Annotated in this window: 9 protein-coding genes; 2 read left to right on the top strand and 7 right to left on the bottom strand. The window is 52.5% G+C overall.

Annotated elements, in window-relative coordinates; genetic code table 11:
• Positions 1 to 46 precede the first annotated feature (46 nt).
• From HMPREF2554_RS06495 to leuS, 4 genes are all read right to left on the bottom strand, one after another.
• A complete protein-coding gene (locus tag HMPREF2554_RS06495) occupies positions 47 to 1,696 on the bottom strand; it encodes a ComEC/Rec2 family competence protein (protein ID WP_244864721.1) in 1,650 nt (549 codons plus the stop codon).
• 38 nt (positions 1,697 to 1,734) lie between these two features.
• Positions 1,735 to 2,976 (bottom strand): ComEA family DNA-binding protein, encoded by a 1,242-nt coding sequence (locus HMPREF2554_RS06490; protein ID WP_049775448.1) that lies wholly within the window; start codon positions 2,974 to 2,976, stop codon positions 1,735 to 1,737.
• Between the two features lie 175 nt (positions 2,977 to 3,151).
• The gene (locus HMPREF2554_RS06485; RefSeq protein WP_013399102.1) at positions 3,152 to 4,099 is read right to left on the bottom strand and encodes a DegV family protein; all 948 of its coding nucleotides are present in this window, start codon (positions 4,097 to 4,099) and stop codon (positions 3,152 to 3,154) included.
• Positions 4,100 to 4,237: 138 nt separating this feature from the next.
• The gene (gene leuS / locus HMPREF2554_RS06480) at positions 4,238 to 6,733 is read right to left on the bottom strand and encodes a leucine--tRNA ligase (RefSeq protein WP_070554439.1); all 2,496 of its coding nucleotides are present in this window, start codon (positions 6,731 to 6,733) and stop codon (positions 4,238 to 4,240) included.
• Positions 6,734 to 7,096: 363 nt separating this feature from the next.
• Here leuS and HMPREF2554_RS06475 point away from each other — a divergent pair, with 363 nt between their 5' ends.
• Both HMPREF2554_RS06475 and HMPREF2554_RS06470 read left to right on the top strand, forming a co-directional pair.
• On the top strand, positions 7,097 to 8,068 hold the full coding sequence (locus tag HMPREF2554_RS06475; protein WP_041322111.1) for an alpha/beta fold hydrolase: 972 nt from the start codon (positions 7,097 to 7,099) through the stop codon (positions 8,066 to 8,068).
• A 16-nt stretch (positions 8,069 to 8,084) separates the two neighbouring features.
• Positions 8,085 to 9,227: a glycosyltransferase family 4 protein gene (locus HMPREF2554_RS06470; protein WP_013399106.1), complete on the top strand. Its 1,143-nt coding sequence runs from the start codon at positions 8,085 to 8,087 to the stop codon at positions 9,225 to 9,227.
• Between the two features lie 13 nt (positions 9,228 to 9,240).
• On the opposite strand, the gene HMPREF2554_RS06465 is transcribed toward HMPREF2554_RS06470, so the two are convergent.
• From HMPREF2554_RS06465 to metK, 3 genes are all read right to left on the bottom strand, one after another.
• On the bottom strand, positions 9,241 to 11,277 hold the full coding sequence (locus HMPREF2554_RS06465) for an AAA family ATPase (protein WP_168160874.1): 2,037 nt from the start codon (positions 11,275 to 11,277) through the stop codon (positions 9,241 to 9,243).
• A gap of 192 nt (positions 11,278 to 11,469) precedes the next feature.
• The gene (locus HMPREF2554_RS06460; protein ID WP_115333645.1) at positions 11,470 to 13,920 is read right to left on the bottom strand and encodes a primosomal protein N'; all 2,451 of its coding nucleotides are present in this window, start codon (positions 13,918 to 13,920) and stop codon (positions 11,470 to 11,472) included.
• Positions 13,921 to 13,937: 17 nt separating this feature from the next.
• Positions 13,938 to 15,143, bottom strand: a complete 1,206-nt coding sequence (metK, locus tag HMPREF2554_RS06455; RefSeq protein WP_013399109.1) for a methionine adenosyltransferase — start codon at positions 15,141 to 15,143, stop codon at positions 13,938 to 13,940.
• Positions 15,144 to 15,241: the final 98 nt, after the last annotated feature.

Genomic DNA, 15,241 nt, shown 5'->3' with positions numbered 1-15,241 from the left:
CCGTTTCTATCATACCGAAGTGTCTTTGACCGATTTGGTGCGTTGGTTATTGACGGTGCGTACTAGTTACATGCCGAGTACCGGGCATACGTACATAATCGAGGTGAAGTTCGCGCTTGTAAATACGGTAATCCCAGAGCCATATCAGCAGGCTACCTGCAAAGACAGTAACTCCAGCAAAAGCTACAGATGCCAGAGTAACATCTACATCGAGTGGATTTGCGGGTGCTTGTGCAAAATATTTCGCTATGTATTCGATGCCCTGTGCCGGTATTCTACCGAGAATAAGAGCAATATCCGTGATGGCCGTGAAGTTGATGCTGTAGCTCAGGAACGCGGCAAGACCAGCAAACATGGTGATCGCGGTTAGTGGAGCGGCAAGCATATTTGCGGGAATGGTATAGAGCGGTATTTTGCCGCTGATACCTAAAATCACAGGGGTACACCAGAGCGAGGCGCTGGCGGAAGCTGCTATAAGTTCGGCGAGGGTGTGCGGTAGGACGCGCATCAAGAGGCGCGTGAGTGAGGGTCCGAGCGCTATCAGCGATGCCGTAGCCACGGTGGAGAGCACGAAGCCGAGGTCACCGGCGAGTTTCGGCGCAGCGACGAGGCAGAACACGATAGTGGTGGCGAGCGCGCTAAGAGTATTTCTCCCGGTGCCGCGGAGCATCGCCAAAGCTCCTAGTGACCCCATGAGAATAGAGCGGATTACGGATCCCTCAAAGGTGAGAATCGTGGAGTAGAGAACGACGGCGGTAATACCCATTCCGATCATGAGGCGGCGTGGAACGCGCACGAGAATTCCAAAACGGTAGCCAGCCATGAAAATGATGGCAATATTTGCTCCAGAGACTGCGGTAAGGTGACTGAGCCCGCTAAGCTTATAGTTTTCCTTACTGGTGTTGGGCATTGCGGAGTCATCGCCATAGGCGGTACCTAGAAGTAATGCCGTGGTTTCGGCATCGAGGTGTCGGCGGGCGTAATCGCGCATCCTAGTGTTTAGGGCGCGCGTGTGCTCAAGATTTTGGTTCGGTTGAGGGAATATGCTTGCACCTTTGAGGAATGCGGTGGTGCCTTTATTTTCAAGGGTTCCGAGCGCGTTAACCCGGGTTCCGGGGTTAAGCTGCTGTTTTCGTGTGTTGTTGTAAATACGAATATCTTCATGAATTGGTGCTCGAAGATTACGGTATTGAGCCGTTTCGGTGCTGAGAATGATCATATTCGTATGCGAGTCAAGAGGGCGTATTTCCCTGATGACTCCGGTTATACGTAACGAGGCTCCTTCGGCATCTCTTAGGGTCGTGCGGCTGGAGTCCGTTCCGGTCAGCATGAGCAGGACAGCTTGCAGAGTCACCAAGAGCATAATGAACATGAACTGCCCGAGGATAGGACAAAGAATATGGGCGATTTTGCGTCCATAGAGGGTATTAAGCGTTATGGTGATTATTCCGAGCAGACTAATAGCCACTAAAACGCAGTATTTATAGGGCTGAAAAGTGCCGTGATACATGGCGGCCAGCGTGAAAATCCAGAGTACGACCGCCGAGACTATAAGCCGTATATCAAGGTGAATAATGGCACTAACAGCGCGAAACCATTCGCGGTTATGGTCGCGGCGATAGCGCATCCACTCGGTACGGGCGAAATTTCGGGTGAGATATGGTTTGAGCTTAGGCGGGATGTGCAGAAAACTCATGATGCGGCTCATTACCTATATGTTTGACGCTAACGGATTTAGACTGTGACGAGCGGGCGCAACGAACTCATGAGAGAGGGACCGATGCCAGGTACTGCATCCAGCTCATCAACACTTTTGAAACCTCCGTGAGCATCACGCCAAGAAATAATGCGGGCGGCTAGAGAAGGACCAATGCGCGGCAAAGTCTGCAGCTGCTCAGCAGTCGCAGTATTCAGGTTGATAGGAGAACCCGGTGCGCCCTGCTGCCCAGTGCCCGCAGAAGATTTCGGTGCCGCAGGATTTTGCGCGGTTCCCGGAGAACCGTTGGGTGAAGCACTGTTTCCTCCGGCTGGTGCGGCAAGTGCCGGTGCAGCGGTCTCCCCTGTCTTGGGGATGTAAAGCTGTGTGCCGTCGCTAAGGCTGCCCGCGAGGTTCACCCGGTTGAGGTCGGCATCCGGGGTTGCGCCTCCTGCGGCTTCAAGGGCATCAATGGCGCGGGCATCAGCAGGGAGCGTTTGCACGCCAGGAGTTTTGACTGCTCCAGCTATATGCACTCGAATAGTGCCATTCTTATTCGGAACCTTATTCTGCGCAGATGAATCCGAAGGGGTGGCGCTCGGAATTACGGATGAGCTAGCCCCTGGCGCCGCCACCTGGGCGCTACTGGTAGACTCTTCGTTTGCTTGCGGAGTGGGTGTAAATCCTAGCAACCCCCAGAGAATAATTCCTAGAACGCCCAAGGCTAAAACGAAGACGGCATAGGGCGGAACCTTCCACCGAAAAGCACGGGTTTTCGCTGGTGTTTCCCATTCGTCCCATTCATCCTGAATGAGCTCTTCGGGCATATTCTCACGCTGTGCAATAACGTGAGTAGTGCGCTCGCCGCGCTGTTCATTGGCAGGGTTGTGCGCAGGTTTTACCGCGGAGATCTGCTGCTGTGTGCCCTCGTAGTAGCTTTCCGCCAAATCGTCTGGTTCGGTGCTATGAGTGGCGCGTTGTCTAGCTCGTCTTAAAAGCTGTTCAGATGCCGACTCATGCTGCTCATACACGGTTTGTTCGTAAGAATCTGAGTAGAGTCTTCGAGGGCTCTTCCCCACCGAGGCAGAAGAAGCAGACCCTTCCGCAAAATCATCATGCGGCATAAGGCGTTCTGTGGGCTCGTCATCCCAGATCCCATAGGGGCTTTGCTTCTCTGTCTGAGCTTCCTGTGCTGGTACCGACGTCTCAGCTCTTTCGGGTAGCGTCTGCATAGAAGAGCTTAGTGGGTGAAATGCTTGGTGGGCGTTATCGCGGGTCATAGTGCAAGCCTAGCCGCGTGCTTATGCCCCCGCCGGGCGGTTCCTATATTCTGTGGATAACTATCCGAGCGGGACACAAAAACCGGCTATCCACAGGGATTGCGCCAATTTTTGCGGGTGAATCGGGTAATTTTAGCGGCTACACAAAGAAATATGACATTCTCACATCGCATGGCTAATAGATGACAGCGGCAAGTGCACCCAGTCCGGAATGTGCCGCTAATACGGGCGGGAGAGAGCTAAGAACCGCATCCGAAGCGAAGGCACCCAACGAATCTTGCAAGACTTTAGCTTCCGCAAGATTACCCATATGGTGAAGCGCTACCACGTGACCGGTTGGTCGTACGTCGTGCTGCGCAGCCGCAGCTGCAGGATGCTTTTTTACCGATTGGTGCTTGGTACAAACGTCACGAATAATCTGCGTGAGGCGTTCTTTCGCGCGCGTTGCGGTACGGGGGCGCTCAACATAGGTCAGTTTTCCATCCGCGACCGTGCCGATAGGCTTGATCTGGAACATCTGCCCGACCATCGCCAACGCGGGCGAGACACGGCCTCCGCGACGAAGCGCATCGAGAGTAGGAATGTAGAAATAAATGTCGGTCTCGGCGCATATACCGGTAACTACCTCGGCAAGCTCCTCAGGACTATCGCAAATATCGGCTACATCATGGGCATGCAGCGCCGCGTGCCCATAGGCTCCGGCGACGGTGCGGGAATCAAGTACGGTCACTCGCGCTTTAGAAAGCTGCGCACCCACTCGCGCTGACTCAACGGTTCCAGAGAGTTCTCCCGAGAGATGTATCGACAGAATATGCTCGTACCCTTCATCAACAAGAGTATCGTAGGTATCGGCAAAGACACCAGGGGCAGGACCGGAGGTATGGATCGTATTTCCGAGGACATGCGCCATCAAAATGGCTTCGTCAATTTCCTCAGGGCTAAGACCGGTTAAATCGCGGGTATTCGTCTCGGGTCGGGTGCCCCTGATTCCTGCACGTGAGGGCGTCTCTTGAACGGATACCGGCATGGGTACCACTGCAAAACCACCGCGTTCTTGCCGCTCCTTAAGAATTTCAGGGGTAATGGCAGCGGCTGAGTCTGTCACGACAGCGATGCGTCCCATAAGGCACCCTCCTGAATCTTAAAAATATGGCGATTTGCTATACCCGACTTTCTCATCATAGCTAAAAAGAATGGCGCCGCCGGAAGAAAAACCCGAAAAGTTTTCTTCCGACGGCACCGCATCGATGTTCTGAAAACGCTAGATGACGATATTCACCAGTTTGGGGGCTCGCACAATCACCCTACGGATTTCGGAGCCTTCCACCAGCTTCGCGATAGTCTCATCCTCCAGGGCTTGTTTTTCAAGCTCAGCTTCAGAAATATCCTTTGATACCTCAAGGCGCGCCTTCACTTTGCCCTTGATCTGCACGATTGCGGTGACGGTATCATCCACGAGCAGGGATTCATCTACCTGCGGGAAACCTGCGGTCAGCACCGGGTTATCGTGTCCCAGCGCGTGCCACATGTCTTCGGCGGTGTACGGCGCGTAGAGTGACAACAAGATCGCAATAGTTTCGGCGGCTTCACGCACCGCAGGGTCCGCTCCCCCAGAGCCCGAATCGACAGCCTTACGGGTAGCGTTCACCAGCTCCATAGTCTTGGCGACCACCACGTTGAACTTACCCGAGTCAAGAAGCTGCTTCACATCGTGTACGGTACGCGCCACCAGCTTGTGCAGGTTCGCATCGCCGGATGCCGCATCCACGCCAGGTTCGGAGGTAACGTCCTGAGCAACACGCCATGCGCGCGCCAAGAACTTCTGCGAACCGGCGGGTGAAACGTCCGCCCAGTCCACATCATCTTCGGGCGGCGAAGCGAAGATCATGGTGGTGCGCACCGCATCCACACCGAACGTATCAAGTTGCTCACCCAGGTTTACGCCGTTGCCGAGCGACTTCGACATAGCCTTACCGCCGTTGAGAACCTGCCCCTGATTCATGAGAGCTTTGAACGGCTCGCCGTGCTCAATCAGTCCCAAATCACGAATAACTTTCGTGAAGAAACGCGCATACAGCAGGTGCAGAATCGCATGTTCCACACCGCCCACGTACATATCGACCGCGCCCCATTCCCTGATCGCCTGCGGGTCGAAGGGGCCTTCGGCATAACGGGGTGAAACATAGCGCAGGAAGTACCAGGAAGAATCCACGAAGGTATCCATAGTGTCGGAATCGCGGCGAGCGCTCTTACCGCATTGCGGGCAGGGAACTATGGCCCAGTCATCGGCGGCAGCAAGGGGCGATTGTCCCTTGGGAGCTAACTGTTCACCGCGCAGATTATCTGGGAGCAGAACCGGCAGCTGTTCTTCAGGAACCAGTACCTCGCCGCAGTCCTCACAGTGAATCACGGGAATAGGCGTGCCCCAGAAACGCTGGCGCGAGAGCAACCAGTCGCGCAGGCGGTAAATAACCTTACCTTCGCCGGTGCCGGCAGCCTCAACCAGCTCGGTAGCCTTCGCAATAGCCTCTGCCTTAGGAAGTCCGGTTAGCTCACCGGAGTTAATGAGTACCCCATCGCCCGCAGTGGCGATACCCGACTCGGCAGGGTCTTCCTCGCCCTCAACATCGAGCACCGTCACGATCGGCAGGTCGAATTTCTTGGCGAAGTCAAGGTCACGCTGATCGTGCGCGGGCACCGCCATAATAGCGCCGGTACCATAATCGGCAAGCACATAATCTGAAGCCCACACCGGCAACTTTGCGCCGTTCAGCGGGTTGATTGCGTAACGCCCAGTAAACATACCGGTCTTTTCACGCTCGGAAGACTGGCGGTCAATATCGCTGAGGGCCTTAATCTGCTCGCGGTAGTCCTCTAGCGCCTGTGCCTGATCGGGTGCCACAATCTGCTCGGCAAAGGTCGAGTCAGCGGCAACAACAATAAAGGTTGAACCGTAGAGGGTATCTGGGCGGGTGGTGAAGACTGTGAAGGATTCGGCAGGCTGCGCCTCGGTAGCCTCAATCTCGAAGCGAACCTCAGCACCTTCGGAACGCCCAATCCAGTTCCGCTGCATCAGCAGAACACGTTCGGGCCATTTGCCCTCAAGCTGCTCCATATCGTCAAGAAGCTGCTGGGCGTAGTCAGTAATCTTGAAGTACCACTGATTCAGCGACTTCTTAGTAACCGTGGTGCCGCATCGTTCGCAAGCGCCATTAACCACCTGTTCGTTCGCGAGCACGGTCTGATCTTTGGGGCACCAGTTCACCATTGAGTCTTTGCGGTAGGCCAGGCCCTGCTTATAGAACTGCTCGAAAAGCCACTGGGTCCACTTATAGTATTCGGGGTCTGAGGTGTGCAGACGTCGATCCCAATCCACGGCGATAGCGTAACGTTTGAAAGATTCTGCCTGCGTGTCAATATTCTTGTAGGTCCACTCTTTTGGGTGGGTACCGTTCTTGATAGCAGCGTTTTCTGCGGGCAAACCGAAGGAATCCCAGCCGATGGGGTGCAGAACATCGTAGCCGCACTGCTTGTAGTAGCGGGCATTCATGTCTCCAATAGCAAACGCTTCTGCGTGGCCCATATGCAGGTCACCTGAGGGGTACGGAAACATGTCTAGCACATAGCGGCGACCTTTCGCGGCGTTGCCGGTTGGCTTGAAGACACCCGTTTCTTCCCAGTAGGGGCGCCATTTCGCTTCCTGTGCACGGAAGTCATACGCATTCTCAGTGCGTTCGGTCTCTACCTCAGCAGACACTACGATTCCTTTGACGTTTGATTTTCGCTAACCAACCTATTCTAGCGTGTACCCACAAAGGTTTCTTGATGTATTCATAAACTCACGAGTTCCCGTTTCATATCGTGGATGCCCCACCGCCCCGCCAGCCTCGCCTTCGTTTCCCCCAGAGTAACCCTGCGCGTATAAACCATTTTCAGCCGTATACGATGAAAAACTCTGAATATTGTTTGACTTTTCATCTAAATCTCCAGCACCTACACAGAAATTCCACGTACACTGAGAGAACTCATTGCGTGCGTAAGCCGGTTTATGCACGCCCTCCGTGAATCTCCCGCAGGGATTTACAGTGACCGAGCCCGCAACACACGAAAGGCACCCGCCGTGACATCACCTAGTACCGTTCTTGAAGGTGTGCCAGGGGCACTCATCCCGGGCACCAGATTTGAAATAGAGCTGTTTGGGGCAACTACACGGTATTGGCAGTACGGTGCGGGCATGAACACCGGCGTTTTTCCTGTCGAAAGCTCTCCGAAAATCCTGCTGATTCACGGGTTCCGCGGCGATCATCACGGGCTTGAGATTATTGCGAACAGGCTTCTGAAACTCTTACCCGAAGCTAGTATTATCAGCCCCGACCTGCCAGGTTTCGGGCGTTCAGAAGACCTGCCCATGACTGTTTCTTTACAGGGCTATACCGCATGGTTGCACGCGCTTATTGGGCAGATAAACCCTGCATGCCCTGATGGCTCTGATATTCACGTGGTAGGACACTCGTTTGGATCTATCGTAACCGCCGCTTATGCCACCGAATATCCGCATGGACTTGACCGCCTAACGCTCATTAACCCCATTAGCGAGCCCGCACTTGAAGGGTCACAGAAGATTGCCTCGCGGGCGGCATCGTTTTACTATCGCGTGGGTGCGGCACTTCCCGAACGGTTGGGGTACTCGCTGCTGCGTTCGCAGCTGATTACTCGCGTAACGAGCGAACTAATGATGCGCACTCGCGAACCCGCCATGCGCCGCTTTATCAATAACCAGCACGCCGCATATTTTGGGTCTTTCGGCTCGCGTAAGGGTGTTTTGCAGGCTTACGAGGTTTCGATTTCGGCAACCGCCGCCGAATTTGCCCCGCAGATTCAGGTTCCCGTGCAAATGCTTGTGGCTGAAGACGATGATTTGGGTACCCCGCAGACAGCGCGCGCCATGTTTGCCACGCTTGAGGAGCGCCCGCACTCCCCTGGTGAACGTTTTGAGATGATTCCTGAGGTTGGGCATTTGATTCATTATGAGACGCCTACAGTGGCGGCAGGTTTGATTGCAGAGTTCACGCACGAAGATTTTACGGTGTAATCCCGAGGAGAATCCTATGAAACTTATGGTTGACGCCCGTTATACACGTATTGGCTTTCACGACGGCATTAGCCGGTATACCGCTTCGCTTTTGGGCGCGTTGAAGGATTTGATGGATTCCAGTGCTCCCGAGGTCGCCGATCTGCAGTTGGTGATGGTGATTAGTGATGAACGCCAGCTGCAGATGCTCCCGGATTTGCCGCATGTGAAGATTTGTTCGCCGACCGGCCCCTTAGAGCCGACTGCGGCTCTTCAGCTCAACAAGTACAAGCCTGATGTGGTGTTTTCACCTATGCAGACGATCGGTTCGGTGGGGCGTAAGTTCAAGCTGGTGCTGACTTTGCACGATCTGATTTATTATGCGCACCCAACCCCTCCGGGGTTTTTGCCTGCACCGGTGCGTGCTGGGTGGCGGCTGTTCCATAAGAGCTATACGCCGCAGCGCATGCTGCTGAACCGGGCAGATGCCGTGGTGACGGTTTCGGAGTCTACGGCGCGGCTGATTCGTGAGCACCGATTGACGGAGAAGCCGCTGCACGTGGTGCCGAATGCCCCGCAGCCGGGGTCTGTGGTGAGTGAGGATGAGGCTCTGTGCCGTGCGAAATCGCGGGCTGAGGGCGTGAGCAGGCACCTGGTGTATATGGGTTCGTTCATGCCGTATAAGAATGTGGAGACTCTGCTGTATGCCATGCGTGAGCTGCCGGGGTATACACTGCATTTATTGTCGAAGATGCCGGATACGCGCCGCGCTGAGCTTGAGGAGCAGGGGCTGCTCTCCCCCCTGGCAGCAGGCTCGAACGTGGTGGTGCACAACGGGGTTTCCGATGACGAGTATGCGGAGCTGCTGGAGTTCGCCCATGCATTGGTGACGGCCTCTCGGGCTGAGGGGTACGGCCTGCCCGTGGTAGAGGCGCAGGCTGCAGGCTGCCCCGCCGTGATTAGCGATATCGATATTTTCCGAGAGATCGCCCCGCACGCCGTTTTCGCTCCTGTCACCGAGGATCCACAGGCGGATGCGCCCGCCTGGGTTGAGGCAGTCCGCTCTCTCGAAGACGAAACGGTACGTGACCGTGTGATCCTCGAAGGCTTGCAGGACGCTTCGCACTATTCCTGGCGGGACTCGGCGTTGAAGCTGGTGAGGGTTGTGAAAGGTATGTGAACAAATAACCGTATTAAAAATTTAAAATATGCTTAAGGATATCATCTATACACGTCCCTTTATCAGGACCTTCCCCTACGTTACAGTTATTATAGACACTCTCATAATATTCAACTGAGTTTTTCGTTATATTATTATTTTTACGGGGTAGTGAATCGTATAGCTTTGGCCAATATTTTTTAATAGTTTCTTCCAAATTATCATCAAGAATGGCAAAGTTATGATTATAATAAAGTCCACTGTTAGGATAGTCAACAATATTTCCGTACCCAAAATAATTTAACAATTTTTTATTATTATTTGCTGTATTAATATAATTATCTATATCTTTCTTTATGCGCTCTTTCTGCTTATCTGAGAGAGAACCATTCTCTTGCATCTTATCCTTAATATCATCAAGTGAAGTATCATCTAGTTTTAAACCTAAATTTAATTTATCGATAGAATTTTCGAGGTTATATTTCCTTTTAATGTCATTATCAAATATAGTAAATACTTTAATTCCCAGACTAGTTAATATTGCGTGGCGAATAGGGATCTGTGTTTTCCCATGAGATTCAACAACTTGAACACCTTTATACTCGGGAGAATTGCATGTTCCATTTGCAGAAAAATAACCACTAATTAATGCAACTTCTGTGCTGCCTTCAACAATAATAACTCGATCGGCGAAAAAGGCTTTTGCTAACCCTTTTTCTATAGCAGGAATAATTGTATTATAAGCATCATTATTTATTTCAGACTTTTGATACTTTTCCACATTAGCATCAATTTGTTTTGATACTAATGATATAATATTATCCTTTGTGGAGGAAATTATAATGGATGCATTTTCTTCGGGACATCTTATAACTCGCCTAATATCCTCAAACTTTCTTGGATTTACAAAAGTAGGGCTGTGTGTAACATATGCAACTTGCATGTCTGGTTTTTCAGATAAATTGCGTAATACATGTTCAAAAACCAGCTCTTGTTGCGGATGCTGATAAAGCTCAGGTTCTTCGACAGCAATAAAAATTGTTCTTTCCTGATTTGAGTTAGAAGACTCTGCCAGGTACCGAAGCAAAGCCAATAATAAGGAACGCTGTACCCCATGTCCTTGACGATCAACATTAGTAAGAAGCGATTCCGACTCCGCGATAAAAACTTCAAAAGGAGTCTTAGGCTTTCTAAATTCAATTTCCGCTACTTGGAGTTTAACAGATTTCTCTCCACAGAATTCTTGAAGGATTTTACTTATTCCGCTAGAAACTTCAATGAAATCTTCCTCACCAATAGATTTTTTTATTTTTTCCTGCGCTTCACTAATAATATCATCTACTTTTTCTGATAATTCTTTCCTTTTCTTATATTCAATTATTTTGTCTATAATTCTTCCTAGAACCGTTTTTTGAGATGATTCAAGCGACTCTTCCGATGCTCGCATATCAGCGCTAATAAAAACATAGTCAAAGATCTTTGAGAGAACTTTTTCTTTACGATATCCAAAGAAGCTAGTTGCCTCTGGTGACAGTATCTCCTCAATATCTAAACCACTTATATCATAATTCTTAATATTTTCTTCTGCCTTACTGCCAGATGTAACCTTTGAAAGGTTGTACCTCGGATTTTCATCCACAAATCTGTTATAGCTATCCTTTATCTCAGACTTACTTTTTAAATCTCCGTCTTCATCATAAAGAATTTCGTAGAAAGGTTTATGTACGTATAGGTTAGCAGAGAATTTTTCTGGATTATTATTATCTAAAGGGTTGAAAATTTTCCATACAGATAATTCATCTGATGCGGGTTTTGCATATCCCTCTAATACATCTCTATCGTACTCTGTAATATTATTAAACGTTACTTTAATTTTTATTTCTTTATCTGGTTCATTGCAATCTTCGATAGATAGGTTGCTAGCATTTGCATTAAAAAACCAATCCAAAGCATACAGTATAGAAGATTTTCCTGAACCATTTGGTCCTATAAAGCTGGTTAAATTATTAAAGTCTATAGATACATCTTTGAGAAGTCGAAAATTTTTAATTTCAACGGTTTTAATCCGCATATTTTCCTCCATTAGGATTGATTGTGAGTTCCTCTATCTATACTCTCCAACACCGTAGTCAGAGAATAAATTACAATTACATAGGTAGACTATCGAAATTTCATTTAAAATCAAGAAAACACTCATATGTACATGAAATATTTCTATAACTTTTAGAGTAAAGTAAATGCTATCTTGTATAAAGCTTAGTGATTAGACAACATCCAGCCCATCGCATCGAACCTGCACCGCTCCGACACGCTTGAGCGCCGAGAGCGCCGCACGCACGGAGCGTAACTCGTGGGTGACCTGCGGTGCTTGAGCGTAGGAGAAGAAGAGAATAGCGCGCCAGTCCCCGGGAATCGCATCCTCGGTCCCTGAGGGTGAAGGCTCAGATATATCGCCCTCTCCCCCACCCTCGACTCCGGCATGCACAGATTGGTGCGCAAAGAAATTTTCATCCAGCGGCACAGGCCCGGTTACCCGAACGTCTTCCGGCAGGTTCAGCTCCGTCAGGAACACCTGAACGTCATCCTCGGTACCCGTAATAGCCGCCGTGCGTACTGCCGGGGGCAAACCGATCTGCGAACGCTCATCCAGCTCGTACAGCGCAAACCATGTGGGATCCCACCGGACCAACGCCTGCTCCACCGGGGATGGAGACGCGGTCGTCACTACAACCCCACCCTGAGCCGCAGAACGCACGAGCGCCGCAGCATTGAACCAGCGCCTTAACGCGGCCTCCGGGGCACGCAAAGAATCAAAACGCAGCATAGAATCGGCGTCCAGAAGCAATGCCGCCGCATAACCGCCGAATGCCACAGGCTCAGCTCCGGGGGTCGCCACCACCAGTGCAGGTTCGGCCCCCACCGAAGCACGCACATGGTCTCCCGCCGAAGAAATTACCGGGACACCCCGGAAGGCGCGCCCCAGCTCCTCCGCAGTACGCAATGCCCCCACGGTGCCCGAACGCCACTGATCATACCCGCACTCCGCACACCGCCACTGCTGTGCCAAACGCCCGCACCATGAACAGCTCGGCACCGAAGCACCCGCCGCTAACGAGAGCGGCCCCCGGCACGTATTACAGCGCGCGGGCATGCGGCACCGCTGGCACGAAAACGACGGAACATAGCCGCTGCGCGCAACCTGCACCAACACCGGGCCATGCTGCAGAGCCTCACGCGCACGCTCAAACGCCAACCGAGGAATACGTGCCACAGCCGCCAACGGGTCACGCGCCAACTGATAGTCATTACCCGTCGAAAAAATGCGCGGCGAAAACTCGTGCACCGTCGCCCGAGGTGCCCGCACATGCGAAGCCCACCGGGTGCGTACCAATCGTGCCGACTCACTGCTCATCGCGTACCCGGCGAACAGCGCCGCCGCATCCGTTGCCTGAGCGCGCAATAACAGCACATCGCGCGCGTGACAATAGGGCGAACGGCGCTCCACAAGCGAAGAATCGCCGTCATCCCAGCACACCACCAGCCCCAAATTGGCAACAGGCGCGTATGCTGCCGCACGAGTGCCAATCACAATAGGCACCAGCCCCAAACGCGCCTTCAAATAGGCGTGATACCGGCTATGCGGTTTATCGCTTGAACTCAACCGAACATAAGCACCCGCTGGCACCCGACGTTTCAGCGCGGACTCAAGCCTGTCGAGAGTCTTCTGATCGGGAGCAACCGCCAAGGCACCACGGCCATTCGCAGCCGCCGTCACCACGGCAATAGCCAGTAGCTCAGCCCAATCAAACTCAGGATGCGCGGGCAGCACATTCATGACCGCACGCGCAGGAGACCCAGCCGCCAGATCCTCTAAAAATTCGGCGCCATTCTCATAATCGCTAAAGGCACGGGAATCTTCCGTCGAAACCTGGACGGCAGGCGGATGAAGCTGGTAGGGCGCGAAACCGCCCAAGAGGAAACCGCGAATATCATCGGTCAAAGAGGGCGAACCACTGGTCGGTAATTCTTCAGGAGCTTCTTCCTGCGGCTCGTGGTCGGTATCTGAGTCATCTTCGGCGACCGATTCAGAAACGTTATTTTCCGCCCTATCGGCGGTTTCATCAGATCCTTGCGGCAGACCCATGAGCTCGGAAAACGTGGGCAAAAACTGGGCATACTGTTTATCAAGAGATGCCACGCGCGGCGTCACCGCAAGCCGCAAAACATTTGCCACGGTTGAGGCGTACCGATCGGCAAGCGCCTCTGCAAGGTCAAAAATCTCGGCAGAAACCGCAGGAATCCGCGACAGAACCGATAAAAGCGGCTGCAGACCCTTAGCAACATCGGTTGTTTCGGCGCGCTCCGCAATAAAACCCGTAACCCGCTGCGAGCCGAACCGCACACGCACACGAGCGCCGGGAACCGCCTCTTCGCTCAGCTCAGCAGGAACCTGGTAGTCAAAGGTACGGTCAAGATGCGGCAGGGTATTATCCAACCGAACCCGCGCCACCGGATACGGCACCCCGCTCTGAGCAAGCTGCCGGTGCACATCAACAGGTTCAGGCTCGGGAGGAATCAGGGCATCGCGAAGAGCAGGAAATCCCTGCAACAGATCAGGCTGTTGCAGGGATTCCTGCTGAGCGGGTTCAGAAGCCGAAACGTCCATCGACGAAGTATCGGTAGGGTTCTGAGCATCCGCGTCATTGGGCTGCATACCCGCAGGTCCACGCATTAGGATGCTGAAACCGCCGAACGCAGAGCCTCAACACGGTCCAAACGCTCCCACGTGAACTCGGGTTCATTGCGACCAAAATGACCGTGGGCCGCAGTCTTTTTATAGATGGGTCGCCGCAAATCAAGGTCATTGATAATAGCCAACGGGCGCAGGTCAAAGACCTCACGCACAGCCTTCTCAATCTTGAGGGGATCAACCTTTTCGGTTCCGAAAGTCTCGACGTACAGACCCACAGGGGCCGCCTGCCCAATAGCGTAAGCGACCTGAACCTCGGCACGGTCGGCAAGACCAGCGCCCACAATATTCTTGGCAACCCAACGCATGGCGTATGCTGCAGAACGATCAACCTTCGAGGGATCCTTGCCCGAGAACGCACCCCCGCCGTGACGAGCCGAACCGCCATAGGTATCAACAATAATCTTGCGACCGGTCAAACCGGCATCGCCCACGGGGCCGCCCTGCACAAAACGACCGGCAGGGTTCACAATAAACTTCGTGTTCGAGCTGTCAAAATCGGCAGCATCCAGCACCGGAGTAATCACATGTTTAATAATGTCAGCACGCAAATCTGCTAGATCGTAATCGGCGGTGTGCTGGCTGGAAACCACTACGGTATCAACCGAAACAGGCTTATTATCGGCGTCATACCCCAAAGTGACCTGAGTTTTGCCGTCCGGGCGCAGGTTCACCAGCGTACCGTTTTTACGAACATTCGTCAGACGCTCTGAGAGACGATGCGCCAGCCAAATTGGTGCGGGCATCAATACGTTCGTCTCGTTCGAAGCGTACCCGAACATAATGCCCTGATCGCCCGCGCCCTGGCGGTCATAATCATCAACTGCGATACCGCTGCGAGCTTCTAAAGACTCATATACGCCAGCGTTAATATCGGGTGACTGCTCGCCAATTGATACCGATACGCCGCAGAATTCACCATCGAAACCGCGGGTCGATGAATCGTAGCCAATACCTAAAATAGTTTCACGAACGATCGATGGAATCTCAACATAGCTTGAGGTTGTCACCTCGCCAGCAACATGAACCTGGCCGGTTGTCACCATTGTTTCGACAGCAACATTCGCGGTGGAGTCCTGCGCGATAATGCCGTCAAGAATCGCATCAGAAATCTGGTCACAAATTTTATCGGGATGCCCTTCAGTCACCGACTCGCTGGTGAAAAGGCGTAGATGGTTATTACTCACGGTTTCTACTCTACTAGGTTTGGGGCACGCGGGATACAGTACCCAAGGATGTGAACTCGTGTATCAATTATGACAGAACGTTACACAGGCTCGGAGGG

The organism is Rothia sp. HMSC071F11, from assembly GCF_001809115.1.
In the GTDB taxonomy this organism is placed as follows: domain Bacteria; phylum Actinomycetota; class Actinomycetes; order Actinomycetales; family Micrococcaceae; genus Rothia; species Rothia dentocariosa.
The sequence above is the reverse complement of the archived record's forward strand: the minus strand, read 5'-3'. Positions and strand labels throughout refer to the sequence as shown.

Bases quoted from the DNA above. Each gene is read 5' to 3' on its own strand.
- HMPREF2554_RS06495 (WP_244864721.1), bottom strand. From the start codon at position 1,696: ATGAGTTTTCTGCACATCCCGCCTAAGCTCAAACCATATCTCACCCGA.
- HMPREF2554_RS06465 (WP_168160874.1), bottom strand. From the start codon at position 11,277: ATGCGGATTAAAACCGTTGAAATTAAAAATTTTCGACTTCTCAAAGAT.
- HMPREF2554_RS06470 (WP_013399106.1), top strand. From the start codon at position 8,085: ATGAAACTTATGGTTGACGCCCGTTATACACGTATTGGCTTTCACGAC.
- HMPREF2554_RS06460 (WP_115333645.1), bottom strand. From the start codon at position 13,920: ATGCAGCCCAATGACGCGGATGCTCAGAACCCTACCGATACTTCGTCG.
- HMPREF2554_RS06490 (WP_049775448.1), bottom strand. From the start codon at position 2,976: ATGACCCGCGATAACGCCCACCAAGCATTTCACCCACTAAGCTCTTCT.
- HMPREF2554_RS06485 (WP_013399102.1), bottom strand. From the start codon at position 4,099: ATGGGACGCATCGCTGTCGTGACAGACTCAGCCGCTGCCATTACCCCT.